The organism is Kitasatospora sp. CB02891 (assembly GCF_002803145.1).
Lineage (GTDB): Bacteria > Actinomycetota > Actinomycetes > Streptomycetales > Streptomycetaceae > Kitasatospora > Kitasatospora griseola.
In genome coordinates this window covers 353767-380596 of record NZ_NNBO01000005.1, presented here as the reverse complement: position 1 = coordinate 380596, position 26830 = coordinate 353767, and the positions used below count along the sequence as shown (strand labels likewise).

Sequence of the window (26830 nt, the reverse complement as noted above, 5' to 3'; positions counted from 1 at the left end):
CACCGCTGCTTTCGTCTCGGGCTGCTCGGGTCTCGTCCCGAAGGACGCGGGGGTCGCGGGGGGCGCGGGCCGGTGCCCTGGTCATGCGGACCCCAGCTGCCGGTCGAGGTACTCGAACATCTCGTCGTCGCTGGCCGCCTCGATCAGGTCGGGGGCCAGGTCGTCCGGGTCGCCCGCGGGGCGGGCGGCGGCCGGTGTCCCGCCGGGCAGCGGGCGGGACAGCACGTCCCGGATCCGGGCGACGAGTTCGTCGCTGACGCCGTCCGGCGGCAGGGCGTCGAGCAGGGTCTCCAGGGCGTCGAGCCCGGCCCGGACCGCTTCGTCGCCGGTCGGACGGGCGGCGCCGGCCCGCTCGGCGAGGTGGCGGGCCAGGGCCTCCGGGGTGGGGTGGTCGAAGACGAGCGCGGCCGGCAGCCGCAGCCCGGTCGAGGACGCCAGCCGGTTGCGCAGTTCGACCCCGGTGAGGGAGTCGAAGCCGACGTCCTTGAACGGGCGGGCCGGGCGGACCAGGTTCGGCGAGCTGTGGCCGAGCACCGCCGCGGCGGTGCCGCGCACCAGGTCGAGCAGGGTCCGGTACAGCTCGGCCTCGGGCAGCTCGGCGAGCTGCCGCGCCATCGAGCGGGCCGGCGCCTCCGCGGCGGCGGCGCCGGTCCGGGCCGGGCGGACCAGGCCGCGGAGCACGGCGGGCAGCCGGTCGTCCGCCCGCAGCACGGACGGGGCGATCCTGGCCGCGAGCCGGTAGGCGTACGGGGAGTCGAGCGCCGCGTCGAACAGGGCGAGGCCCTCCGCCGAGGTCAGCGCGCCCGCCCCGGTGCCCCGGCCCGGGGCGACCGCCGCGGTCATCCCGCTGCGCTCCTCCCACAGGCCCCAGCCGATGGACAGGCCGGGCAGCCCCTCGGCCCGGCGTTCGGCGGCGAGGGCGTCGAGGACCGCGTTGGCGGCGGCGTAGTTCGCCTGCCCGGCCGCGCCGAACTGGGCGGCGCCCGAGGAGAACAGCACCATCGCGGCGAGGTCGAGGTCCCGGGTGAGTTCGTGCAGGGCCAGCGCCGCGTCCGCCTTGGGCCGCAGGACGCGGTCGAGCCGGTCCGGGGTCAGCCCGGCGATCGTGGCGTCGTCCAGGACGCCGGCCGCGTGGACGACGGCGGTCAGCGGGTGCGCGGCGGGCACCGACCCGAGCAGGGCGGCGAGCGCGTCCCGGTCGGCGACGTCGCAGGCCGCGACGGTCACCGACGCGCCGAGCCCGGTCAGTTCCCGGACCAGTTCCGGCATCCCGTCGGCGGATTCGCCCCGACGGCCCGCCAGCAGCAGGTGCCGGGTGCCGTGCGCGACGACCAGGTGCCGGGCCAGCAGCCGTCCCAGGGTGCCGGTGGCCCCGGTGACCAGGACGGTCCCCTCGGGGTCCGGCCGGGCGGGCAGCAGCAGGACGTTCTTGCCGACGCCCCGGGCCTGGCTGAGCGAGCGCAGCGCGGCCGGGGCCTGCCGGACGTCCCAGCCGGTGACGGGCAGGGGACGCAGCACCCCCTGCTCGAACAGGTCCAGGACCTCGGCGAGCATCTCGCCGATGCGCTGCGGACCGGCCTCCATCAGGTCGAACGCCCGGTAGCGCACCCCGGGGTACTGCCGGGCGACCGCCTCGGGGTCGCGGACGTCCGTCTTGCCCATCTCGACGAACCGGCCGCCGTTCGGCAGCAGCCGCAGGCCGGCGTCGACGAACTCCCGCGCCAGGCTGTCGAGCACCACGTCGACGCCCTGCCCGCCGGTGGCCGTCAGGAACGTCTCCGCGAAGTCGGTGGTGCGGGACGAGGCGATCTGCGCGGCGTCCAGTCCGCCGGCCCGCAGGACGTCCCACTTGGCGGGGGAGGCCGTCGCGAACACCCGCGCACCGGCGTGCCGGGCGAGTTGCACCGCCGCCATGCCGACGCCGCCGGCCGCGGCGTGGACCAGGACCGACTCCCCGCGCTGGAGCCCGCCGAGGTCGAACAGGCCGTAGTGGGCGGTGAGGAACACCACCGGCACGGACGCCGCGCGGGCGAAGGACCAGCCGGCCGGTATCCGGGCGACGGTGCGGCGGTCGGCGACGGCCGTCGGGCCGAACGCGCCCGCGAAGATCCCCATCACCCGGTCCCCGGGTGCCAGGTCGTCGACGCCCGGGCCCACCTCGATGACGGTGCCGGCGCCCTCGCTGCCCAGGCCCTGCTGTTCGGGGTCGGGGTCCAGGCCGAGCGCGGCGATGACGTCGTGGAAGTTCAGCCCGGCGGCGCGCACCGCGATCCGCACCTCGCCCCTGCCCAGCGGGGCGAGGGCCGCGGGGGCGGGCGCCGCCACGATGTCCTCCGGGGAGCCCTGACCGTCGCTGGTGAGCCGCCAGGCGGCGCCGTCCGGCAGGGCCAGCGTGCCGTCCGGACGTCCGCCGCGGACCAGCCGCGGCAGCAGCGGCGGGCCGGTCCGCAGCGCCAGTTCGGGTTCCCCGGCGGCGAGCGCCGCGGGCAGGGCGTCGGCCGGTTCGGCGGTCCCGGCCGCGTCGATGAGGACGAAGCGCCCGGGGTTCTCGGCCCGCGCGCTGCGCACCAGGCCCCACAGGGCGGCCTGAGCGGGATCGACGGGACGGTCGACCGGTCCGGTGCGGACCGCGTCCCTGGTGAGCAGGGCCAGCCTGGCCGCGGCGAACCGCTCGTCGGCCAGCCACTGCTGCACCAGGGCGAGGCCCTGGTGCGCGGTGGCGCGGACCCGGTCGGCGGGGTCGGGCAGGTCGGCGGTGGCGACGGCCGCCACGATCACCTCGGGGAGGGCGGCGCCCGAGTCGAGGGCGGTGCCCAGCGCGTCGAGGTCCGGCCAGGACACGGCGGCATCGGGGACGGCGCCGCCGAGGGCGGCCCAGGTCGGCACGGCGCTGTCGGCCGGGTCGGTGGCCGGGGTCCAGTCGAGGCGGTACAGCAGATCGGCGTGGGCGGTCGCGGCCAGCGGCCCGCCCGCGGCCGGCGGCCGCAGCAACAGGCCCTGTACGCCGATCACCTGCCGTCCGGACAGGTCGTGGGCGTGCAGGCTCACGGCGTCCGGCGCGTCGGCGGCGAGCCGCACGCGCAGCGTGGTGGCCCCGGTGATCCCGCTGGTCACCCCGTTCCAGCTGAACGGCAGCCGGGCCCCGCCGTCCTGGTCGGGCAGCAGCGCGGCGGTCTGCAGGGCCGCGTCCAACAGCGCGGGGTGCAGCACGCATCCGGCGGCGTCGGCGTGCTGCTGCTCCGGCAGCACCACCTCGGCGAACACCTCGCCGCCGCGGAGCCACGCGGCACGGATGCCGCGGAAGGCGGGGCCGTAGTGGTAGCCGGCCTCGGCGAAGCGCTCGTAGAGGTCGCCGGTGTCCACGGGTTCGGCACCGGACGGCGGCCAGCTCAGCAGACCGGCTCCGGCCGGGTCCCCGGCGGGCCGGGGTGCCAGGGTGCCGGTGGCGTGCTCGGTCCAGGGCGCGTCGGCGTCCCGCGTCGTCCGGGCGAACACGCTCAGCCTCCGCCGGCCGCCGCGGTCGGGCTCGCCGACCCGGAGCTGCAGGTGGGCGGCGTCCTCCTCCGGGAGCACGAGCGCCGATCCGAGGGTGAGTTCCTCGACCACCGGGCAGTCCGCCTCGGCCCCGGCGCGCAGCGCGAGTTCGAGGAACGCCGTGCCGGGGAGGAGCACGACGCCCGACACGGCGTGGTCGGCGAGCCAGGGGTGGGTGCGCAGCGAGATCCGGCCGCTGAGCAGCAGCTCACCGGAGTCCGCGACCTGCATCGCCGCACCGAGCAGCGGGTGCCCGGTCGTGGCGAGCCCCGCCGAGGCGACGTCCTGGCTCGTGGTCGGCACGTCGAGCCAGTAGCGGGTGCGCTGGAAGGCGTACGTCGGCAACTCGACCCGCCGAGCGCCCGGGAACGCCGTGGACCAGTCCACCTCCAGCCCGCGCTCCCAGCCACGGCCGACCGCACGCAGCACCTGCGCCAGGCCGCCCTCACCGCGACGCAACGTTCCCAGCGCCACGGCATCCACGCCCGCGGCCTCCACCGACTCCCCCACCGCCACACCCAGCACCGCATGCGGGCTGGACTCGACGAAGAACCGGAAACCCTCCCCCAGCAGCGTCTCCGTGGCCTTCCCGAACTCCACCGTCTCCCGCAGGTTCCGGTACCAGTACTCGGCGTCCAGCGACTTCGTGTCCAGCCAACTGCCCGTCACCGTCGAGAAGAACGGCACCTCGCCCGAGGCAGGAGCGATCCCCTCCAGATCGGCCAGCAGGCGCTCACGAACCTCCTCCACATGCGCGGAGTGCGACGCGTAATCCACCTCGATCAGACGCGCCCGCACCCCCTCCTCGACCAACGCATCGACGAACTCCGCCACCGCGTCCGCGTCACCCGACACCACCGTCGACGACGGGCCATTGACAGCCGCCACCGAAAGGCGACCCAGGCGTTCCCGCAGCACGTCCACCGGCAGCGGCACCGACGCCATGCCACCGCGGCCGGCCAGCGCCCCGATCACACGGGAACGCAGCGCCACCACCCGCGCCCCGTCCTCCAAGCTCAGACCACCCGCCACCACAGCGGCCGCGATCTCACCCTGCGAGTGGCCCACCACCGCGTCCGGAACCACACCGAACGCACGCCACACCTCCGCCAGCGACACCATCACCGCCCACAGCACCGGCTGCACCACATCCACCCGCGCCAGCAGCGCCTCCGAACCCAGCGCCTCGACCAACGACCAGTCGGTGTACGGCGCCAGCGCCCGCTCGCACTCCGCCATCCGCCCCGCGAACACCTCCGATTCGCCCAGCAGCTCCACGGCCATCCCCACCCACTGCGAACCCTGACCCGGGAACACCAGCACCGAACGACCGGACAGCAGCCCACCACCAACCACTGCGGTGCCCTGCGACAGCGCGGTCAGGTGGTCGGCGAGGTTGTCCTCCGTGCCCACCAGCACCGCGCGGTGTCCCAGCGCGCTGCGGCCGGTGGCCAGGGAGAAGGCCACGTCCGCGGCGCGGACGCCCGAGCCGTCCCCGATCCGGGCCGCCAGCGCCGCGGCCTGGGCGTGCAGTGCCTCGGGGGTGCGCGCCGAGAGGAGCAGGGGGACGGCGGTGGGTGCGGCCTCCGGTGTCCCGGGCTCGTCGGCGAGCGGGTCGGCCGGGGCCTGTTCGAGGATGACGTGGGCGTTGGTGCCGCTGACGCCGAAGGCGGACACGCCCGCCCGGCGCGGACGACCCGTGTCGTCCCACTCCCGGGCCTCCGTCAGCAGTCGGCCGGCGCCCGCCGACCAGTCCACCTCGGGCGTCGGACCGTCCACGTGCAACGTCCTGGGCATCACGCCGTGCCGCAGGGCCAGCACCGACTTGATGACGCCCGCCACACCGGCGGCGGCCGAGGTGTGGCCGATGTTCGACTTCAGCGAGCCGATCCACACCGGACGGTCCGCAGGCCGGTCCTGCCCATAAGTGGCCAGCAGTGCCTGCGCCTCGATCGGGTCGCCCAACCGCGTCCCCGTACCGTGCGCCTCCACCACGTCCACCTCGGACGCGGTCAGTCCCGCGTCCGCCAGCGCCGCCCGGATCACCCGCTGCTGCGAGGGACCGTTGGGGGCGGTCAGGCCGTTGCTGGCACCGTCCTGGTTGATCGCCGAACCGCGGACCACCGCCAGCACCGGGTGCCCGTTGCGCCGGGCGTCCGACAGCCGTTCCAGCAGCAGCATGCCCGCGCCCTCGCCGAAGGCGGTTCCGTCGGCGGCCGCGGCGAAGGACTTGCAGCGGCCGTCCGGGGCCAGCCCGCCCTGCCGGCTGAACTCGACGAACAGTTCGGGGCTGCACATCACGTTGACGCCGCCGGCCAGGGCCAGCGAGCACTCGCCGGAGCGCAGCGCCCGGACCGCGAGGTGCAGCGACACCAGCGAGGACGAGCAGGCCGTGTCCACGGTGACCGCGGGGCCTTCCAGGCCGAAGAAGTAGGCCAGGCGTCCGGAGACGATGCTTCCCGAGTTTCCGGTGCCGAGGAATCCCTCGACGTCCTCGGGGATGTAGGGCAGCAGCCGGGCGGCGTAGTCCTGCTGCATCAGGCCGACGTACGTGCCGACCGGGGCGCCGCGCAGGGTGGACGGGTCGATGGCCGCGCGTTCGAAGAGCTCCCAGGTGGTCTCCAGCAGCAGCCGCTGCTGCGGGTCCATGGCCAGCGCCTCGCGCGGCGAGATGCCGAAGAACTCGGCGTCGAAGTCGGCCGCGTCGTCCAGGAAGCCGCCGTGCCGGGTGATGGAGGTGCCGACGCGGTCGGGGTCGGGGTCGTAGAGCGCGTCCGGGTTCCAGCCCCGGTCGGTGGGGAATTCGGAGATGCCGTCGCGGCCCTCGGCCAGCATCCGCCACAGCTCCTCGGGCGAGCGGACGCCTCCGGGCAGGCGGCAGGCCGCGGCGACGATCGCGATCCGGTCGTCGTCCGCGTCCCGGTCCCGGCCGGCGGGCGCAGTGGGCACGACAGGCGTGGCCGTGTCCGTGAGTCCGGCGCCCAGGAAGGCCGCGAGCGCGGCCGGGGTCGGGTGGTCGAACACCAGGCTGGCGGGGAGCCGCAGGCCGGTGGCGGCGTTCAGGCGGTTGCGCAGTTGCACCGAGGCCAGTGAGTCGAATCCCAGCTCGCGGAAGGCCCGTCCGGCGTCGAGGGTGTCCGGGGAGGCGTGGCCGAGGACGGCCGCCGCGTGGGTGCGGACGAGTTCGACGAGCAGCCGGGTCCGTCCGGTGCCGTCGAGGGCCGCGAGGCGCAGGCGCAGGGCGTTGTCGTCGGCCTCCGCCGCGGTGGCCGCGGCCGCCCGGCGCGGCGGTGTGCGCACCAGGCCGCGCAGCAGCGGCGGCAGGGAGCCGTCCGCCGCGGCGGCGCGCAGAGCGGCGGTGTCGAGGCGCATCGGGACCAGGGCGGCCCGGTCCACGGTGAGGGCGGTGTCGAAGAGGTCGAGTCCCCGCTCGGTGGAGAGCGGCGGCATCCCGGACCGGGCGAGGCGTCGTACGTCGTCCTGGTCAAGGTGTCCGGTCAGGGCGCTGGGCTGCTCCCACAGGGTCCAGGCCAGGGACTGGCCGGCCAACCCCGCCGCCCGGCGCCGGGTGGCCAGGGCGTCGAGGAAGGCGTTGGCGGCGGCGTAGTTGGCCTGTCCGGGGCCGCCGAAGGTGCCTGCGGCCGAGGAGAACAGCACGAAGTGCGTGAGGTCGAGGCCGCGGGTCAGCTCGTCCAGGTGGAGGGCGGCGTCGACCTTGGGGCGCAGCACGGCGTCCACCCGCTCGGGGGTGAGGGCGGTGACGACGCCGTCGTCGAGGGCGCCGGCGGTGTGGACCACGGCGGTCAGCGGGTGCGCGGGCGGCAGGTCCGCGAGGACGGCGGCCAGGGCGTCCCGGTCGGCGGCGTCGCAGGCGACGACGGCGGCCTCGGCTCCCAGAGCGGCGAGTTCGGCCCGCAGTTCCTCGGCTCCGGCGGCGGCCGGGCCGCTGCGGGAGAGCAGCAGCAGGTGCCGGACGCCGTGCCCGGTGACCAGGCGGCGGGCGACGTGGGAACCGAGCAGGCCGGTACCACCGGTGACGAGGACCGTGCCGTCGGGGTCGAAGGCCCGGAGCGACCCGGCCGCGTCGTCCGAGGGGTCCTGGTCGTTCCGGGGAACCCGGACCAGCCGGGGGACGAGGACGTCGCCGCCGCGGACCGCGGACTGCGGTTCTCCCGAGGCGAGCGCCGCGGCGACGGCCGCGGAGGCGCCGTGCTCGTCGTCGGCGTCGAGGTCGAGCAGGGCGAAGCGGCCGGGGTGTTCGGAGCCGGCCGAGCGGATCAGTCCCCAGAGCGCGCTGTGCGCGGGGGTGCGGACGTCCTCCCCTTCCCGGGCGGCGACCGCGCCCCGGGTGGCGAACACCAGGCGCGAGTCGGCGAAGCGGTCGTCGGCGAGCCAGATCCGGACGTCGGCGAGGGCCTGGTGGACGGCCGCGCGGACCGCCGCGGCGGCGGGCTCCACGGTCTCCGCGCAGGTGAGCAGGACCGTCTCCGGCACCGGGGCACCGGCCTCGACGGTGGCCAGCAGCGCGGCCAGGTCCGCGGTGCGGTGGGCGGGTGCGGCGGGCTCGCCGCTGCCGCGCGCGGGTGCGGTGACCCACTCCGTCGCGTAGAGGTCCTGGTGGTGGCGGCCGCGGGGGGCGGGGTCGGCGCCGAGGGCGACGGTGCCCGCGGGCCGCAGGACCAGCGCGTCCACGGTCGCCACGGGGGCGCCGGTCGCGTCGGCGACGGCGAGCGCCACCGCGTCGGGTCCGGCCGGGGCGAGCCGGACGCGGATCACCCCGGCGCCGGTGGCGTGCAGGGTCACCCCGTTCCAGGCGAACGGCAGCCGTCCCTCGGGGTGGGCGTCCGCGCCGGGGGTGCCGGGGACGCCGGTGGCGTGCAGGGCCGCGTCCAGCAGGGCCGGGTGCAGGCCGAAGCGGGCGGCCTCGGGTGCGGGCCCGGCGGGCACGACGGCCTCCGCGAACAGTTCGTCGCCGCGCCGCCAGGCCGCGCGCAGGCCCTGGAAGGCGGGGCCGTAGGCGAATCCGCCCGCCGCGAAGCGGTCGTACAGCCCGTCGAGGGCGAGGGGTTCGGCGCCGGGCGGCGGCCAGGGCATCGGCCCGGCGGCCTCGGCGCCGTCCGCGCCGTCCTGGGCCAGGATGCCTTCGGCGTGCCTGGTCCACTCGTCGTCGGGGTCGCCGTCGGCGGGTGCGTCCGGCCGGGAGTGCAGGCTGAGCGGGCGGTGGCCCCGGGAGTCGGGGGCGCCCACCGTGAGGCGCAGCACGGTACCGCCGTGTTCGGGCAGCACCAGGGGGGCCTGGAGGGTGAGTTCCTCGACCCGGGGGCAGCCGATCCGGGCTCCGGCCTGGAGCGCGAGTTCCAGGAAGGCGGTGCCCGGGAGCAGGGCCCGGCCGCCGACGGCGTGGTCGGCGAGCCACGGGTGGGTGCGGGTCGACAGGCGGCCGGTGAGGAGCAGGCCGTCGCTGTCGGCGAGGACCACGACGGCGCCCAGCAGCGGGTGGTCCGCGGGGGTCAGTCCGGCGGAGCCGACGTCGGCGGCGGGCGCGGCGCCGTCCTCCAGCCAGTACGGGTCGCGCTGGAAGGCGTAGGTGGGCAGTTCCACCCGGCCGGGGCGGCGGCCGGCGAAGACCGCGTCCCAGTCCGGGGCGACTCCGCGCAGGTGGAGTTCGGCCAGCGACTCGGTGAACCGGCGCAGGCCGCCGTCGTCGCGACGCAGGGTGCCCACGGCGGTGGCGTCGGCGCCCGCGTCCTCGGCGGTCTCCAGGACGCCGACGGTGAGGACGGGGTGCGGGCTGCTCTCCAGGAGGACCTGGTAGCCGTCGGCGAGCAGGGCGCGGGTCGCCTGTTCGAACCGGACGGTCCCGCGGAGGTTGCGGTACCAGTAGTCGGCGTCCAGGACGGTGGTGTCCGCCAGCAGGCCGCCGGTGAGGGTGGAGTAGAAGGGGACGGCGGAGGGGCGGGGGGTCAGTCCGTCGAGCCGGGCGAGCAGGTCGGTGCGGATGTCCTCGACGTGGACGCTGTGCGAGGCGTAGTCGACGGGGATGCGCCGGCTGCGGACGCCCAGGGCCTCCGTCCGGTCGAGGAACGCGTCGAGCGCGTCGGTGTCGCCGGAGACCACGGTGGAGTCGGGTCCGTTGACGGCGGCGACGGAGAGCCGGCCGTCCCAGGGGGCGAGGTGTTCGGCGACCTGTTCGGCGGGCAGGGCCACCGAGGCCATGCCGCCGCGGCCGGACAGCGCGCGGATCGCCCGGCTGCGCAGGGCGACGACCTTCGCCCCGTCCTCCAGGCTCAGCGCTCCCGCCACCACGGCGGCGGCGATCTCGCCCTGGGAGTGGCCGACGACGGCGCCGGGGGCGATGCCGCGGGAGCGCCACAGTTCGGCCAGCGAGACCATGACGGCCCACAGCGCCGGCTGCACCACGTCGACGCGCTCGGCCGGCGGGGTGCCGGGGGCGCCGCGCAGGACGGCTTCCAGCGACCAGTCGACGAAGGGGGCCAGGGCGCGCTCGCAGTCCGCGATCCGGGCGGCGAAGGCGGGGGCGGAGTCGAGGAGTTCGACGGCCATGCCGGCCCACTGGGAGCCCTGGCCGGGGAACACCAGGGCGACTTCGCCGCCGGTTCCGGCGGTGCCGAGGACCAGGCCGGGGGCGTCGAGGCCGGCGGCCAGGGCGTCCAGGCCGGCCCGGAACTCGTCGGGGCGGGCGCCGATCAGGACCGCCCGGTGCTCGTGCGCGGCGCGGGTCGTCGCGAGGGCGTGGCCGACCTCGGCCGGGCCGGGTCCGGGGTGGGCGTCGAGGTGGTCGCGGAGCCGTGCGGCCTGGGCGCGCAGCGCCTGGGCGGTGCGCCCGGAGAGCACCCAGGGGAGGACGGCGGGGGCGGCGGGTTCGTCGGCCTGTTCCGGAACGGGCTCGTCCGCCTGTTCCAGGACGACGTGTCCGTTGGTGCCGCTGACGCCGAAGGAGGACACCGCGGCCCGGCGCGGCCGTCCGGTCTCGGGCCAGGGGGTGTTCTCGGTGACCAGGCGCACCGCGCCCGCGGTCCAGTCGATCTGCGGGGACGGGTCCTGCGCGTGCAGGGTGGGCGGGACGGTGCCGTGCCGCATGGCGAGGACGGTCTTGATGACGCCGCCGACGCCGGCCGCCGCCTGGGTGTGCCCGATGTTCGACTTCAGCGACCCGAGCAGCAGCGGCTGCCCGTCCGCGCGGTCCTGCCCGTACGTGGCCAGCAGGGCCTGGGCCTCGATCGGGTCGCCCAGCGGGGTGCCGGTGCCGTGCGCCTCGACCACGTCCACGTCGGCGGGGGTGAGTCCGGCGTTGGCCAGGGCGTGCCGGATGACGCGCTGCTGGGCGGGGCCGTTGGGGGCGGTGAGCCTGCTGCTGGCGCCGTCCTGGTTGACGGCGGTGCCGCGGACCAGCGCGAGCACCGGGTGGCCGTGGCGCCGGGCGTCGGAGAGGCGCTCCAGCAGGAGCATGCCGACGCCCTCGCCCCAGCCGGTGCCGTCGGCGGCGGCGGAGAAGGACTTGCACCGGCCGTCCCGGGCCAGACCGCCCTGGCGGCTCATCTCGACGAACGGGACGGGTGTCGACATGACCATCGCACCGCCGGCCAGCGCCAGGGTGCAGTCGCCGGCCCGCAGGGCCTGGGCGGCGAGGTGGATGGCGACCAGCGAGGAGGAGCAGGCGGTGTCGATGCTGACCGCCGGGCCCTCCAGGCCGAAGGTGTAGGCGACGCGGCCCGAGGCGACGCTGTCGGAGCTGCCGTTGCCGACGTAGCCGGCCACGTCGTCGGGGACGTGGCGCAGCCGTACCGCGTAGTCCTGGTACATCACTCCGGCGAAGACGCCGGTCCGGCTGCCCCGCAGGGTCGCGGGGTCGATGCCGGCCCGTTCGAACGCCTCCCAGGTGGTCTCCAGGAGCAGCCGCTGCTGCGGGTCCATCGCGAGCGCCTCGCGCGGGGAGATCCCGAAGAATCCGGGGTCGAAGTGCCCGACGTCGTCGAGGAAGCCGCCCAGGGCGGTGTGGCTGGTGCCTTCGCGCAGCTGTTCCGGGTCGTCCAGGTGCTCCAGGTCCCAGCCCCGGTCGGCGGGGAAGCCGGTGATGGCGTCGGTGCCGTCGGTGACCAGGCGCCACAGGTCCTCGGGGGACCGTACGCCGCCGGGGTAGCGGCAGCTCATCGCGACGACCGCGATCGGTTCGCGGCTCGCCTCCTCGGCCTCGGTCAGGCGCCGGCGGGTGTGGTGCAGGTCCGCCGTCACGCGCTTGAGGTAGTCCCTCAGCTTGTCGTCGTTCACCATCGGGGGCCGCCGTCCTGGTTCGCGGGTCGGGTCGTTGTCATGACCGGCCGAGTTCGTTGTCGATGAGGTCGAAGAGTTCGTCGTCGCTGGCGCCGTCCATGCGGTCCTCGATGGAGGCGGTCGCCGTGCCGTCGCCGTCGGCCGCGCCGGCCGCCGGGTCGAGGCTGCGCAGCAGCTCCCGGAGCCGGTCGGCCAGCCGTTCGCGGTCCGCCGGGTCGTCGGGGATGCCGTCGAGGGCGCCCGCCAGCCGGTCCAGTTCGGCGAGGCCGGGGAGCGGGCCGGGGCCGGCGTCGGGGAGCAGTTCGGCGGCGAGGTGTTCGGCGATCGCGGCCGGGGTGGGGTGGTCGAAGAGCAGGGTGGCCGGCAGCGGGTGGCCGGTGGCGGCGCGCAGCCGGTTGCGCAGTTCCACCGCGGTCAGCGAGTCGAAGCCGACCTCCAGCAGGCCGCGTCCGGGCTCGACCGCGGCCGGGCCGCTGTGGCCGAGCACCAGGGCGGCGTGCGAGCGGACCAGGTCGAGCAGGACCCGGCCGCGCTGGGTCTCGTTGAGGGAGCCGAGGCGCTGCTTGAGGGCCTCGGGCCCGTCGGAGCCGGTGCCGGCCGCCGGGACCGCGGCGCCGCGCCGGGCGGCGGGGCGCACCAGACCGCGCAGCAGGGCGGGGACGCCGCCGGTGGCGGCCTGGGCGCGGACGGCCGCGGTGTCGAGCCGCAGCGGGAGGACGACCGGCTCGTCGAGGGTGCCGGCCGTGTCGAACAGCGCCAGTCCCTGGGCCGGGCTGAAGGCGACGATCCCGCCCCGGGCGATCCGTCGCAGGTCGGCCTCGGTGAGCCCGCCGGTCATCCCGGTGCTGTTGGCCCACAGGCCCCAGGCCAGCGAGCGGCCGGGCAGCCCGTCGGCGCGGCGCCGGTGGGCCAGCGCGTCCAGGAAGGCGTTGGCGGCGGCGTAGTTGCCCTGGCCCATGCCGCCGAAGACTCCGGCGATGGACGAGAACAGGACGAACTCGGACAGGTCCAGGTCGGCGGTGAGTTCGTGCAGGTTGACCGCCGCGTCCATCTTGGGGCGCAGGACGTGGTCGAGCTGCCCGGGCGTCATGGTGGCGACGACGCCGTCGGCCAGGACGCCCGCGGCGTGCACCACCCCGGTCAGCGGGTGCGCGGCGGGCACGGCGGCCAGCAGGGCCGCGAGGGCGTCGCGGTCGGCGGCGTCGCAGGCGGCGATCTCGGCGTGCGCGCCCAGGGCGGCGAGTTCGGCGAGGAGTTCCGCCGCGCCCTCCGCGTCGGGGCCGCTGCGGCTGGTCAGCAGCAGGTGCCGGACGCCGTGTTCGGCGGCCAGGTGGCGGGCGACGTGGGCGCCGATGGCACCGGTGCCGCCGGTGATCAGCACGGTTCCGTCGCCGCCCCAGCCGGGGGTGCGCCCGGTGGCGGCCAACGGCACCCGGGCCAGCCGGGCGACGTGGACGGCTCCGGCCCGGATCGCGAGCTGGGGTTCCCCGGACGCGAGGGCTTCGGCGAGCAGGGCGGGCGGGGTGTCCTGGGCGTCCAGGTCCAGCAGGACGAAGCGGTCGGGGTTCTCGGTCTGCGCCGAGCGGACCAGGCCCCAGAGCGCGGCCAGAGCCGGGTCCGGGATGTCGTCGCCGGTCACCGGGACCGCGCCCGAGGTGACCAGGACCAGCTTGGCGTCGGCCAGGCGCTCCTCGGCCAGCCAGTCGCGCAGCAGCGCGAGGAGCGTGCCGAGGCCGTCGTGGACCGCGTCGCGGAGAGCGCCGGGCGACGCGTACGGGGCCGGGGCGGGCGGGCAGGCGGCCAGCACCAGCCGGGGCGCCGGGGCGCCCGCGTCGAGCAGGGCGGACAGCGCGGCGAGGTCGGCGACCGCACGGCCGGGGAGCGGCGCGGCGCCGAGCACGGTCCAGGACTCCGGGCCGAAGACGGTGCCCGTCGCGGCGCGCCCGGGCAGGGCCTGCCACTCGGGGCGGAACAGTTCCTCGTGGTGTCCGGCGCGGGTGGCCTTGAAGCGGTCGGCCGAGACGGGCCGCAGGACCAGCGAGCGGGCCGAGACCACCGGCCGCCCGGTGGCGTCGGTCGCCGTCACGGCGACGGCGTCGCGGCCCGTGGGGGTCAGCCGCAGCCGGAGCTCGGCGGCGCCGGAGGCGTGCAGGCGCACCCCGTTCCAGGAGAACGGCAGCCAGCCCTGCGCGGGACCTTCCAGGACGTCGAACACCAGTGAGTGCAGGGCGGCGTCCAGCAGGGCCGGGTGCAGGCCGAACGCGGCGGCGTCCGGCCGCTGCTCCGCCGGCAGGCTCGCGAGGGCGTACACCTCGTCGCCGAGCCGCCAGGCCGCGCGCAGGCCCTGGAACGCGGGGCCGTAGGCGAACCCGCCGCCCGCGAACCGGTCGTACAGGCCCTCCGTGTCGAGCGGGACGGCTCCGGCCGGCGGCCAGGCCTCGGGGTCCTCCGGGTCGGCCGGGTCCGTGGCTCCGGCGGACCCGATCAGGCCGCTCGCGTGCCGGGTCCAGGGGGCGTCGGGGCCGTCGTCGACGGCCCGGGCGTGGACGCTCAGCGGGCGGGTGCCCGCGGCGTCCGGGCTGCCGACGGTGAGCTGGAGTGCGACGGCTCCGCCCGCCGGGAGGACCAGCGGCGCCTCCAGGGTCAGTTCCTCGACCTGGTCGCAGCCGACCTGGTCGCCCGCGCGGACCGCGAGTTCCAGGAACGCGGTGGCGGGGAACAGCACGCCCTCGTAGACGCCGTGGTCGGCCAGCCAGGGGTGGCTGCGGACCGAGAACCTGCCGGTGAACAGGAAGCCGTCGGAGTCCGCGAGTTCCGTTCCGGCGCCGAGCAGCGGGTGGTCGACCGCCTGCAGTCCGGCCGCGGGCAGTCCGGCCGCGGCCGGGCCGGCCTGGAGCCAGTAGCTGCCGCGCTGGAAGGCGTAGGTCGGCAGGTCGACGGCGGAGCGGGACGGGCCGCCGGCGTGGACGGCGTCCCAGTCCACGGGGACGCCCGTGACGTGCAGCCGGGCCAGGGCGGCCGTCGCCGCGGGTGCTTCGGGCCGGTCCTTGCGCAGCAGGGGCACCAGCACCGGGCTGCCGGCGGCGCCGGTCAGGCAGTCCTGGCCCAGGGCGGTGAGCGCGCCGTCGGGGCCGAGTTCGAGGAACGCGGTGACGCCGTCGCGCTCCAGGTGGCGCACGCCGTCCTGGAAGCGGACGGTGCCGCGCACGTGCTCCACCCAGTAGTCCGGCGAGCCGAGCTGCTCGGCGGTGGCCGGCTCGCCCGTCAGGTCGGAGATCACCGGGACGGCGGCCTCCCGCGGGACGATCCGGGCCACCACCTCGCGGAACTCGGCGAGCATCGGCTCCATGAGGGGCGAGTGGAAGGCGTGGGAGACCCGCAGCCGCCGGGTCTTGCGGCCGCGGGCGGCGAGAACGGCGGCGATCTCGTCCACCGCCGCCGCGTCACCGGAGACCACGGTCGAGGCCGGGCCGTTGACGGCGGCGAGGCCGACGTCGCCCTCGCGGCCCGCGAGCAGCGGCAGCACCTCCTCCTCCGCGGCGGCGATGGCGACCATCGCGCCGCCCGCCGGGAGGGCCTGCATCAGCCGTCCCCGCGCGACCACCAGCGCCGCGGCGTCGGGCAGGGTGAACACCCCGGCGACGTGGGCGGCGGCCAGCTCTCCCACGGAGTGGCCGAGCAGCCGGTCGGGGCGCACGCCCCAGTGCTCGACGAGGCGGAACAGGGCGACGCCGAGGGCGAACAGGGCGGGCTGGGCGTACTCGGTGCGGTCCAGCAGGCCGTGGCCCGGGTCGCCGGGGGCCGCGTCGATCACCTCCCGCAGCGGGCGGTCGAGCAGCGGGTCGAGTTCCGCGCAGACCGCGTCGAAGGCGTCGGCGAAGGCCGGGAACCGCGCGTACAGGTCGGCGCCCATGCCGGTGCGCTGGCTGCCCTGGCCGGGGAACAGGAAGGCGGTCTTCGCGGCCGGGCCGGTGACCCCGCGCACCAGGTCCGCCGACGGCTCGCCGGCGGCGAGGGCGGCGAGCCCCTGGAGCAGGGTCTGCCGGTCCGTGCCGGTGAGGGCGGCCCGGTGTTCGAAGGCGCTGCGGTGCAGCGCCAGGGAGCGGCCCAGGTCCGCGACGGCGAGGTCCGGGTCCTGCTCGACGTGCCGGAGCAGCCGGGCCGCCTGCTCGCGCAACGCGTCCGCGCTGCGGCCGGAGAGCAGCCAGGGCAGGGCGGGCGCAGCGAGGGCGACGGGTGCGTCGGAGGTGGCCACCGGGGCCGGCTCGGTGGGCTGTTCGAGGATGGTGTGGGCGTTGGTGCCGCTGACCCCGAACGAGGACACCGCGGCCCGCCGGGGGCGGCCGGTCTCCGGCCACGGGGTGTCGTCGGTGAGCAGCCGGACCGCACCGGCCGACCAGTCGACGTGCGGGGTCGGCGTGTCGACGTGCAGGGTGCGCGGCAGTGTCCCGTGCTGCATGGCCTGCACCATCTTGATGATGCCGGCGACTCCGGCGGCGGCCTGGCTGTGTCCGATGTTCGACTTCAGCGACCCCAGCAGCAGCGGCTCCCGCTCGCCGCGCTCCCGGCCGTAGGTGGCCAGCAGCGCCTGCGCCTCGATCGGGTCGCCCAGCTTGGTGCCGGTGCCGTGCGCCTCCACCGCGTCGACCTCGGCGGCGGTCAGTCCGGCGTCGGCGAGGGCCGCCCGGATGACCCGCTGCTGGGAGGGCCCGTTGGGGGCGGTCAGGCCGTTGCTGGCGCCGTCCTGGTTGACGGCGGAGCCGCGGACGATGGCGAGCACCGGGTGGCCGTTGCGCCGGGCGTCCGAGAGTCGCTCCAGGACGAGCAGTCCGGCGCCCTCGGCCCAGGAGGTGCCGTCGGCGGCGGCCGCGAACGGCTTGCAGCGGCCGTCCTCGGCGAGCACCCGCTGCCGGCTGAATTCCACGAACGCGCCCGGGGTCGACATCACGGTCACGCCGCCGGCCAGCGCCAGCGAGCATTCGCCGGCCCGCAGCGACCGGGCCGCGAGGTGGACCGCGACCAGCGACGAGGAGCACGCCGTGTCGATGGTCACCGCGGGCCCTTCGAGGCCGAGGCTGTAGGAGATCCGCCCGGACGCCACGCTGCCCGCGCTGCCGATGCCGAGGTACCCCTCGAACTCCTCGGAGGGCTCGGTGACCCGCGACCCGTAGTCGTGGTGGCTGCAGCCGACGAAGACGCCGCTCGCGCTGCCCTTGAGGGAGAGCGGGTCGATGCCGGCCCGCTCGAACGCCTCCCAGGACAGTTCGAGCAGCAGCCGCTGCTGGGGGTCGATGGTCAGCGCCTCGCGCGGGGAGATCCCGAAGAAGGCCGGGTCGAAGCGGTCGGCGTCGTGCAGGAAGCCGCCTTCCCGCGCGTAGGTGCTGCCGGCCCGGTCCGGGTCCGGGTCGTAGAGGCCGTCCAGGTCCCAGCCGCGTCCGGTGGGGAAGCCGGTGATCGCGTCCCGTCCGTTCGCGACGAGCTCCCACAGCTCCTCGGGGGTGCTGACGCCGCCGGGGTAGCGGCAGCTCATGGCGACCACGGCGATCGCCTCGTCCTCGGGCACCGCGACGGCCGCGGGCGGCTGCCCGGGGGCGTCGGGCGCCTCGGTGGCGGGCGCCCCCGGCAGTTCGGCGCGCAGGTGTCCGGCCAGGGTGGTGGCCGTGGGGTAGTCGAAGGCCAGGGTCACCGACAGGCGCAGGCCGGTGGCCGCGGCGAGCCGGTTGCGCAGTTCGACGGCGGTCAGCGAGTCGAAGCCGATGTCCTTGAACGCCTGGTCGGGTCCCACCGCCTCGGGCCCGGGGTGGCCGAGCACGGCGGCGACCTCGCGGCGGACCAGGTCCAGCAGGGCCCGGTCGCGTTCCGCCGGGGGCAGTGCGGCCAGCAGCAGGGCCGGCGGCTCGGCGCCGTCGGCCGTGCCCCGGGACCCGGCCGCGGCGGCGAGCGCGTCGCGCACCTCGGGCAGGTCCCCGAGCGCGGCGCTGGGCCGGAGTGCGGTGTACGCCCGGGTGAAGCGGTCCCACGCGAAGTCGGCGACGATGACGGCCGTGTCGTCGTGGTCGAGGGCCCGGCGCAGCGCGGTGGTGGCCGCGGCGGGGTCCATGGCGGGCAGGCCGTCGCGGATCAGCCGTTCGGCGACCGCTCCGGAGGCGAGGCTCTCGCCGCCCCACAGGCCCCAGGCCACCGAGGTGCCGGGCAGTCCGAGGTCGCGGCGCTGCCGGGCCAGGGCGTCGAGGTAGGCGTTGGCGGCGGCGTAGCTGCCCTGGCCGGTGCCGCCGAGGGTGCCGGCGAGCGAGGAGAACAGTACGAAGGCGGTCAGGTCGAGTCCGCGGGTGAGCGCGTCGAGGTTGCGCGCGCCGTCGAGCTTGGGGCGCAGGACGCCGGCCGCGCGTTCGGGGGTGATCGAGTCGATCACCCCGTCGTCGAGGACGCCCGCGGTGTGCAGGACGGCGCGCAGCGGGCGCTCGGCCGGAATGCCGGCGAGCAGTTCCGCCAGTGCGTCGCGGTCCGCGACGTCGCAGGCCACCGCGGTGGCGTCGGCGCCGAGTCCGCGCAGTTCGGCCAGCAGGGCCTCGGCTCCCGGGGCCTGTGCGCCGCGCCGGCTGGTGAGCAGCAGGTGCGCGGTGCCGGTGCGGGCGAGCCAACGGGCGATCTGGGCGCCGAGGCCGCCGGTGCCGCCGGTGATCAGGACCGTGCCCTCGGGTGTCCAGTCGCGGGCGGGGGCGGTGTCGCCGAGTCCGGCGTGGACGACCCGGCGGCCGTAGAGGCCGGTGGCGCGCACCGCCAGCTGGTCCTCGCCGTCGGGGTTGGCCAGGGCTTCGGCGAGCCGGGTCGCGGCCCGGTCGTCGAGCCGGCGCGGCAGGTCGACCAGGCCGGCCCAGCGCTGCGGGTACTCGACGCCGGCGACCCCGCCGAGGCCCCAGGCCAGGGCCTGGAGGGTGCTGTCGATCCGGTCGGAGCGGCCGACCGACACCGCGCCCCGGGTGGCGCTCCAGAGCAGGGCGTCGGTGCCGAGGTCGCCCAGGGCCTGGAGGAGCGCGACGGTCAGGGTGAGGCCGAGGGGGAGCGCCGATCCGTCGCCGTGCGGTTCCTCGGCCAGGGCGAGCAGCGACAGGATTCCGGCGGGCGGCCCGTCGACGCGGTCGTGGGCGTCGCGGAGCAGTGCGGCGAACCGGGTCCGGTCGGTCGCGTCGGGGCCGGCCTCGACCAGGACGGGGGTGGCGCCGTGTCCGCGCAGGGCGTCCGCGGCGAACGCGACGGCCGGGTCGTCGGCGGCACCGGCCGGGGCGACGAGGAGCCAGCTGCCGGTGAGCCGGGGCCGCTCGGGGGCCGGCAGGGGCTTCCAGGCGACCCGGTAGCGCCAGCTGTCGGCGGTCCGGTCGTCGGCCCGGCCGCGCGCCCACTCGGCGAGGGTGGGCACCAGGGAGGCGAGGGAGGCCCGCAGTTCCCCGTCCTCGACCCGCAGCGTGGTGGCGAGGGCGTCCAGGTCCCCGTGGTCGACCGCCGCCCAGAAACCGGAGTCGGCCGGGCCGGTGCCGGTCGCGGCGGCAGTGCCGGCCGCGGTGTCGACAGACCGGGCGGGGGTGTCGTCCAGCCAGTAGCGCTGCTGCTGGAAGGCGTAGGTGGGCAGGGGCCGCTTGCGCGCGCCGGTCCCGGCGAACACCGCGTCCCAGTCCACCGGCAGGCCGCGGACCTGGACCTCGGTGAGCGCGGCGAGGAAGCGGCCGGGGCCGCCCTCGGTGCGGCGCAGGGTGCCGACAACGGCCCCGTCGCCGACCCCGGCCGCTTCGACGGCCTCCTGGATCCAGACGGTCAGCGCGGGGTGGGTGCTGCACTCGACGAAGGTGTGGTGCCCGTCGGCGACGAGCGCGTCGAGCGCCCGGCCGAACTCCACCGGCCGGCGCAGGTTCTCGTACCAGTACGCGGCGTCCAGGCCCAGGGTGTCCACGGGGCCGCCGCTGACCGTCGAGTAGAACGGGACGGCGGAGGTCCGCGGCGCGATGCCGCCGAGGAGGCCGAGCAGTTCCTCGCGGAGCTGCTCCACCTGGGGCGAGTGTCCGGCGAAGTCCACGCCGGGGACGGGCCAGGCCAGGACGCCCGCCTCGGCGTACTGCTCGCGCAGCCGTTCCAGCGCCGCCGGGTCGCCGGAGACCGTCACCGACGTCGGCCCGTTGACCGCGGCGACGTCGAGCGCCCCGTCGTGGGCGGACAGTGCCTCGCGCACGGCCTCGACCGGCTGCGGCACGAACAGCATGCCGCCGTGTCCGGTCAGGGCCAGCAGGGCCCGGCTGCGCAGCGCGACGATCCGGGCCGCGTCGTCCAGCGAGAGCGCGCCGGCCACGCAGGCGGCGGCGATCTCGCCCTGGGAGTGGCCGACCACGGCGTCGGGGACGATCCCGTGCGCCCGCCACAGCTCGGCCAGCGACACCATCACCGCCCACAGCACCGGCTGCACCACGTCCACCCGGTCGAGCGGGGGCGCGTCGGGCTCGTCGCGCAGGACCGCGAGCAGCGACCAGTCCAGGTACGGGGCGAGGGCGCGTTCGCAGGCCGCGATCCGGTCGGCGAAGGCCGGGGCGTGGTCGAGCAGTTCCCGGGCCATGCCGGCCCACTGGGAGCCCTGGCCGGGGAAGACGAAGACGGTCCTGGCCGACCGGGCGACGGTGCCCCGGACCAGACCGGGCGCCCGCTCTCCCGCGGCCAGCGCGGCCAGGCCGCCCAGCAGGGTCTCCCGGTCGCCGCCGACGACGGCCGCGCGGTGCTCGAAGGCGGTCCTGGTGGTGGCCAGGGAGTAGCCGATGTCGACGGACGCCAGCTCCGGCCGCTCCGTCAGGTACGCGTGCAGCCGCTCCGCCTGGTCCTTCACCGCCTCGGCGGTCCGCCCGGACAGCACCCACGGGACAGTGGCGGGCGCGGCGGGCAGGGCGGGCGCGGCGGGCACCGGCTCGGCCGGCGGCTGTTCGACGACGACGTGGGCGTTGGTGCCGCTCAGGCCGAACGAGGACACGCCGGCGCGGCGCGGGCGGCCGGTCTCCGGCCAGGGGGTGGCCTCGGTCAGCAGGGCGACGGCGCCCGCCGTCCAGTCGACGTTCGGGGTCGGCCGGTCGACGTGCAGGGTGCGCGGCAGTTCGCCGTGCTCCATGGCCAGCACCATCTTGATGATGCCGCCGACGCCGGCGGCGGCCTGGGTGTGCCCGATGTTCGACTTCAGCGACCCGAGCCGCACCGGCCGGTCGGCGGACCGGTCCTGGCCGTAGGTGGCCAGCAGCGCGTCGGCCTCGATCGGGTCGCCCAGCCGGGTGCCGGTGCCGTGCGCCTCGACGGCGTCCACGTCGGCGGCCGACAGCTTGGCGTTGGCCAGCGCGTCGCGGATCACCCGCTGCTGGGCCAGGCCGCTGGGCGCGGTCAGCCCGTTGCTCGCGCCGTCCTGGTTGATCGCCGAGCCGCGCAGCACCGCGAGCACCGGGTGGCCGTTGCGGCGGGCGTCCGAGAGGCGTTCCAGAAGCAGCAGGCCCACGCCCTCGGCCATGCCGAAGCCGTCCGCCGAGGCGGCGAAGGACTTGCAGCGCCCGTCCTCGGCGAGCCCGCGCTGCCGGCTGAAGCCGGTGAACGACAGCGGGGTGCCCATCACCGTGGCACCGCCCGCCAGGGCCAGCGTGCACTCGCCCGAGCGCAGCGACTGCGCGGCGAGGTGGACCGCCACCAGGGACGAGGAGCAGGCCGTGTCGACGGTCACGGCGGGCCCCTGGAGGCCGAGCTGGTAGGCGACCCGCCCGGACAGGACGCTGGTGGAGATGCCCGCGATGAACAGGCCCTCCAGTTCCTCGGGGATGTCGCGCAGACTGCCGCCGTAGCCCTGGTAGGAGGCGCCGGCGAAGACGCCGGTCGGGGTGCCGCGCAAGGTGGACGGGTCGATGCCGGCGCGCTCGATCGCCTCCCAGGAGGTTTCCAGCAGCAGCCGCTGCTGCGGGTCCATGGCCAGGGCCTCGCGCGGGGAGATCCCGAAGAACCCGGGGTCGAAGCGGTCCGCGTCCCGGACGAATCCGCCCGCGGCGGCGTAGCTCCGGCCGGGCCGGTCGGGGTCCGCGTCGTACAGCGCGTCGAGGTCCCAGCCCCGGTCGGACGGCAGCCCGGAGACGGCGTCGTGCCCGTCCGCGACCAGGCGCCACAGGTCCTCTGGGGTGCGGACGCCGCCGGGGTAGCGGCAGCTCATGGCGACGATCACGACGGGGTCGTCGTCCGCGGCGGGCGCCGCCGTCGGGGGCTGCCGGACGGCGGCGGGCTCCCCGGCGGCGCCCAGCAGTCCGGTCTCCAGGCGTCCGGCGAGCGCGGCCGCCGACGAGTAGTCGAAGACGACGGTGACCGGGAGCCGCAGGCCGGTGGCGGCGTTCAGCCGGTTGCGCATGTCCACGGCGGTCAGGGAGTCGAAGCCCAGCTCGCGGAAGGCCCGGCCGGGGGCGATCGCGTCCGGCGAGTCGTGGCCGAGGACGGCGGCCGCGTGGGTCCGGACCAGCTCGACCAGGACCCGGGTCCGCTCGGCCGCCGGGAGCGGCTCCAGCCGCTCGCGCAGCGCCGAGGGGGTCCCCCCGGCGCCGGCCTCGCCGGTCTCCGGTCCGGCGGCCAGCGCGGCGCGCACCTCGGGGAGTTCCCCGATCAGCGGGCTGGGGCGCGCCGAGGTGAAGACCGTCGCGAAGCGGTCCCAGTCGATGTCGGCGACCACGACCACCGTCTCGTCGTGGTCCAGGACCTGCTGGAGCCCGGTGATCGCGACCGCGGGCGGCATGAAGAGCACGCCGTGGCCGCGCAGGGTCTCCTCCGCCAGTTCGGCCGCCATCCCGCCGGCCCCGTCCTCGGGGCTCCAGATGCCCCACACGACGGAGGTCGCGGCGAGGCCGCGGCTCCTGCGGTCCTCGGCGAGGCCGTCGAGGTAGGCGTTGGCGGCGGCGTAGGCGCCGTGGACGGCGCTGCCCCACACCCCGGAGATGGAGGAGAACAGCACGAACGCGTCGAGCGTGTCGCGGTCGAAGAGCAGGTCCAGGTTGCGGGCCCCGCCGACCTTGGCGTGCAGGGTGTCGGCGAACTCGTCCGCGTCGGTGTCGGGCAGCGGCACCAGCAGCCCGGCGCCCGCGGCGTGGAAGACGGTGCTGATCCGGTGGCCGTCCTGTTCGAGGCCGTCCTTCAGCGCGCGCAGGGCCTCCAGGTCGGCGACGTCGCACGAGGCCAGGGTGACCCGGGCGCCGAGCGCGGCCAGTTCCTCGGCGAGCTCCGGCGCACCCGGCGCGTCCGCACCGCGCCGGCTGACCAGCACCAGGTGCCCGGCTCCCCGCCGGGCCAGCCAGCGCGCGATCTGCGCGCCGATCCCGCCGGTACCGCCGGTGATCAGCACGGTGCCCCCGGGCCGCCAGCTCCGCAGCGGCGCGGTGTCGCCCAAGGCGGACCGGACCAGCCGCCGGCCGTGGCAGCCGGTGGCCCGGACGGCCACCTGGTCCTCGTCCCCGGCCTGGCCTGCCAGCACCCGGCACAGCCGCGCGGCGGTGTCCGCGTCCAGGACCTCCGGGAGGTCGACCAGACCGCCCCAGCGCTGCGGGAACTCCAGCGCGGCGACCCGGCCCAGGCCCCAGAGCAGGCTCTGCGCGGCGCTGACCCCGCTTCCGGTGTCCGTGCCCCCGACCGACACCGCGCCCCGGGTGGCCCACCACAGGGGCGCGCCGATCCTGGCGTCGCCGAGGGCCTGTACCAGGGCCAGGTTGAGCGCGGTGCCCAGCGGGACGGAGGGGTGCGCCGGGTGCGGGCGCTCGTCGAGGCCCAGCAGCGACAGCACTCCCGCCACCGGGCCGGGCAGCGCGTCGAGGGACGCGCGCACCCGGTCGGCCAGCACGGCGCGGTCGGCCGCCGCCTCGGTGATCCGTACGTGGACCACCGAGGCCCCGGCCTGCTCCATGGCGCGGACGGTAGCCTCCGACCGGCGCTCCCCGTCCTCGGACTGGCCGTCCGACGACAGCACGAGCCAGCTGCCGTCCAATGCGGCCGCCGAGCCCTCGGGCAGGGCCCGCCAGGTCACGCGGTAGCGCCAGGAGTCGACCACCGAACGCTCGGTGCGCTCGGTGCGCCAGGTGGCGAGCGCGGGGAGCACCACGTTCAGCGGGTCCTCGGGGGCCACCCCGAGGGCGGTGGTGAACCGGTCCAGGTCGCCCCCGCCCAGGGCCTCCCAGAAGTCGTCGCCCGCCGCGGACGTCCCGGACCGACCGTCCGCCGCGGGGGCGGTGTCCTCCAGCCAGTACGGGCGACGCTGGAAGGCGTAGGTGGGCAGGGAGACGCCGCCCGGACGGCGTCCGGCGAACACCCGGTCCCAGTCGGGCAGCAGGCCGCCCACGTAGGCCTCTGCCAGGGACGTCAGGAAGCGGTCGAAGCCGCTCTCGCCGCGCCGCAGCGTGCCCACGACCACGGCAGGGCCCTGCGCGGAGCCGGCGGTGTCGGCCGCGTCGGCGGTCTGCTGGACGCCGAAGGTGAGCACGGGGTGCGGGCTGGACTCGACGAAGAACCGGAAGCCCTCCCCCAGCAGCGTCTCGGTGGCCTTCCCGAACTCGACCGTCTCCCGGAGATTGCGGTACCAGTACTCGGCGTCCAGCGACTTCGTGTCCAGCCAACTGCCCGTCACCGTCGAGAAGAACGGCACCGAACCCGAAAGGGGCGTGATGCCGTCCAGATCGGCGAGCAGGCGGTCGCGAACCTCCTCCACATGCACGGAGTGCGACGCGTAGTCGACCTCGATCAGACGCGCCCGCACCCCCTCCTCGACCAACGCGTCGACGAACTCCGCCACCGCGTCCGCGTCACCCGACACCACCGTCGACGACGGGCCATTGACAGCCGCCACCGAAAGCCGGCCCGCGATGCGATCCCGGACCACGTCCACCGGCAACGGCACCGACGCCATGCCACCGCGGCCGGCCAACGCCCCCACCGCACGGGAACGCAGTGCCACCACCCGCGCCCCGTCCTCCAAGCTCAGACCGCCCGCCACCACAGCGGCCGCGACCTCGCCCTGCGAGTGGCCGACGACGGCGTCCGGAACGACGCCGAACGCACGCCACACCTCCGCCAGCGACACCATCACGGCCCACAGCACCGGCTGCACCACATCCACGCGCGCCAGCAGTGCCTCCGAGCCCAGCGCCTCCGCCAACGACCAGTCGACATACGGCGCCAGAGCCCGCTCGCACTCCGCCATCCGCGCCGCGAACACCTCCGACCCGGACAGCAACTCCACGGCCATCCCCACCCACTGCGAACCCTGACCCGGGAACACCAGCGCCACCCGACCGGAGGACACACCGTCCCCCAGCACCAGGCCCGGCACCGTGCGCCCCTCCGCCAGCGCCTGCACGCCGTCGAGCAGCCCGTCCGGGTCGGTGCCCACCACCACGGCCCGCCGTTCGAAGGCGGTGCGGGTGAGGGCGAGGGCGCGGCCGGTGTCGGCGGCCCGCAGCGGTGCGGGATCGGCGCCCAGGTGGGCCAGCAGCCGGGCCGCCTGGTCGCGCAGCGCCTCGTCGGTGCGCCCCGACAGCGCCCAGGGCAGCGGGTACGCGTCGCCACCGGCCGCCGGTTCGGCTTCCTCCGCCGGGGCCTGTTCCAGGATCAGGTGGGCGTTGGTGCCGCTGACGCCGAAGGCGGACACGCCGGCCCGGCGCGGGCGTCCCGTGTCGTCCCAGGCGCGGGCCTCGGAGAGGACTTCCACCGCGCCCGACGACCAGTCCACCATGGGGGTCGGCCGGTCCGCGTGCAGGGTCCTGGGCAGTTCGCCGTGCCCGATCGCCAGCACCATCTTGATGACGCCGCCCACGCCGGCCGCCGCCGAGGTGTGGCCGATGTTCGACTTCAGCGAGCCCAGCCACAGCGGCCGTTCGGCGGGCCGCCCCTGGCCGTACGTGGCCAGCAGGGCCTGCGCCTCGATCGGGTCGCCGAGGGTGGTGCCGGTGCCGTGCGCCTCCACCACGTCCACCTCGGACGCCGTCAGCCCCGCGTCCGCCAGCGCCGCCCGGATCACCCGCTGCTGCGCCGGGCCGCTGGGCGCGGTCAGGCCGTTGCTGGCGCCGTCCTGGTTCGTCGCCGAACCGCGGACCACCGCCAGCACCGGGTGCCCGTTGCGCCGGGCGTCCGACAGCCGCTCCAGCAGCAGGACGCCGGCGCCCTCGGACCAGCCGGTGCCGTCCGCGTCGGCCCCGAACGCCTTGCAGCGGCCGTCGGCCGACAGCGCGCGCTGGCGGCTGAACGCCACGAACGGGTCGGGGGTCGCCATCACCGACACCCCGCCCGCCAGGGCCAGCGTGCAGTCGCCCGCCCGCAGCGCCCGGATCGCCAGGTGCAGGGCGACCAGCGAGGACGAGCAGGCCGTGTCCACGGTCACCGCGGGCCCTTCCAGGCCCAGGGTGTACGCGATCCGGCCGGAGACCACACTGGTCGCGGTCCCGGTGTCCAGCAGGCCCTGGACCTCGGGGAGGTGGCGCGAGCCCTCGCCGTAGCCGTTGCCGATCGCCCCGAGGAAGACGCCCGTGGCGGTGCGCCGCAGCGTGCGCGGGTCGATCGAGGCCCGCTCGACCGCCTCCCAGGCGATCTCCAGGGCCAGCCGCTGCTGGGGGTCCGTGGCCAGCGCCTCGCGCGGCGAGATGCCGAAGAACTCGGCGTCGAAGTCGGCCGCGTCGTGCAGGAAGCCGCCCTGCCGGGTGTAGGACGTGCCGGGCCGCTCGGGGTCCGGGTCGTAGAGGCCCTCCAGGTCCCAGCCGCGGTTGACCGGCCAGGCGGAGACCGCGTCGGTGCCCCGGGAGACCAGGTCCCACAGCAGTTCGGGCGTCTCGGCGCCGCCGGGGTAGCGGCAGGCCATCGAGACGATGGCGATCGGTTCGTGGCGGGCCTGCTCGGCCTCGCGCAGCTGCCTCCGGGCGTCACCGAGGTCCGCGGTGGCGCGCCTGAGGTAGTCGAGCAGCTTCTTGTCGTCGGACATCAGTGC

General features: G+C 76.6%; 2 protein-coding genes. Both read right to left on the bottom strand.

What is annotated here, in order from left to right:
- Positions 1-81: 81 nt before the first annotated feature.
- Positions 82-11823 carry an SDR family NAD(P)-dependent oxidoreductase gene (locus CG736_RS14585; RefSeq protein ID WP_369880200.1) on the bottom strand — a complete coding sequence of 3914 codons (11742 nt, stop codon included), beginning with the start codon at positions 11821-11823 and terminating at the stop codon, positions 82-84.
- Between the two features lie 40 nt (positions 11824-11863).
- Positions 11864-26824 (bottom strand): type I polyketide synthase, encoded by a 14961-nt coding sequence (locus CG736_RS14580; protein ID WP_100586630.1) that lies wholly within the window; start codon positions 26822-26824, stop codon positions 11864-11866.
- Positions 26825-26830 lie beyond the last annotated feature (6 nt).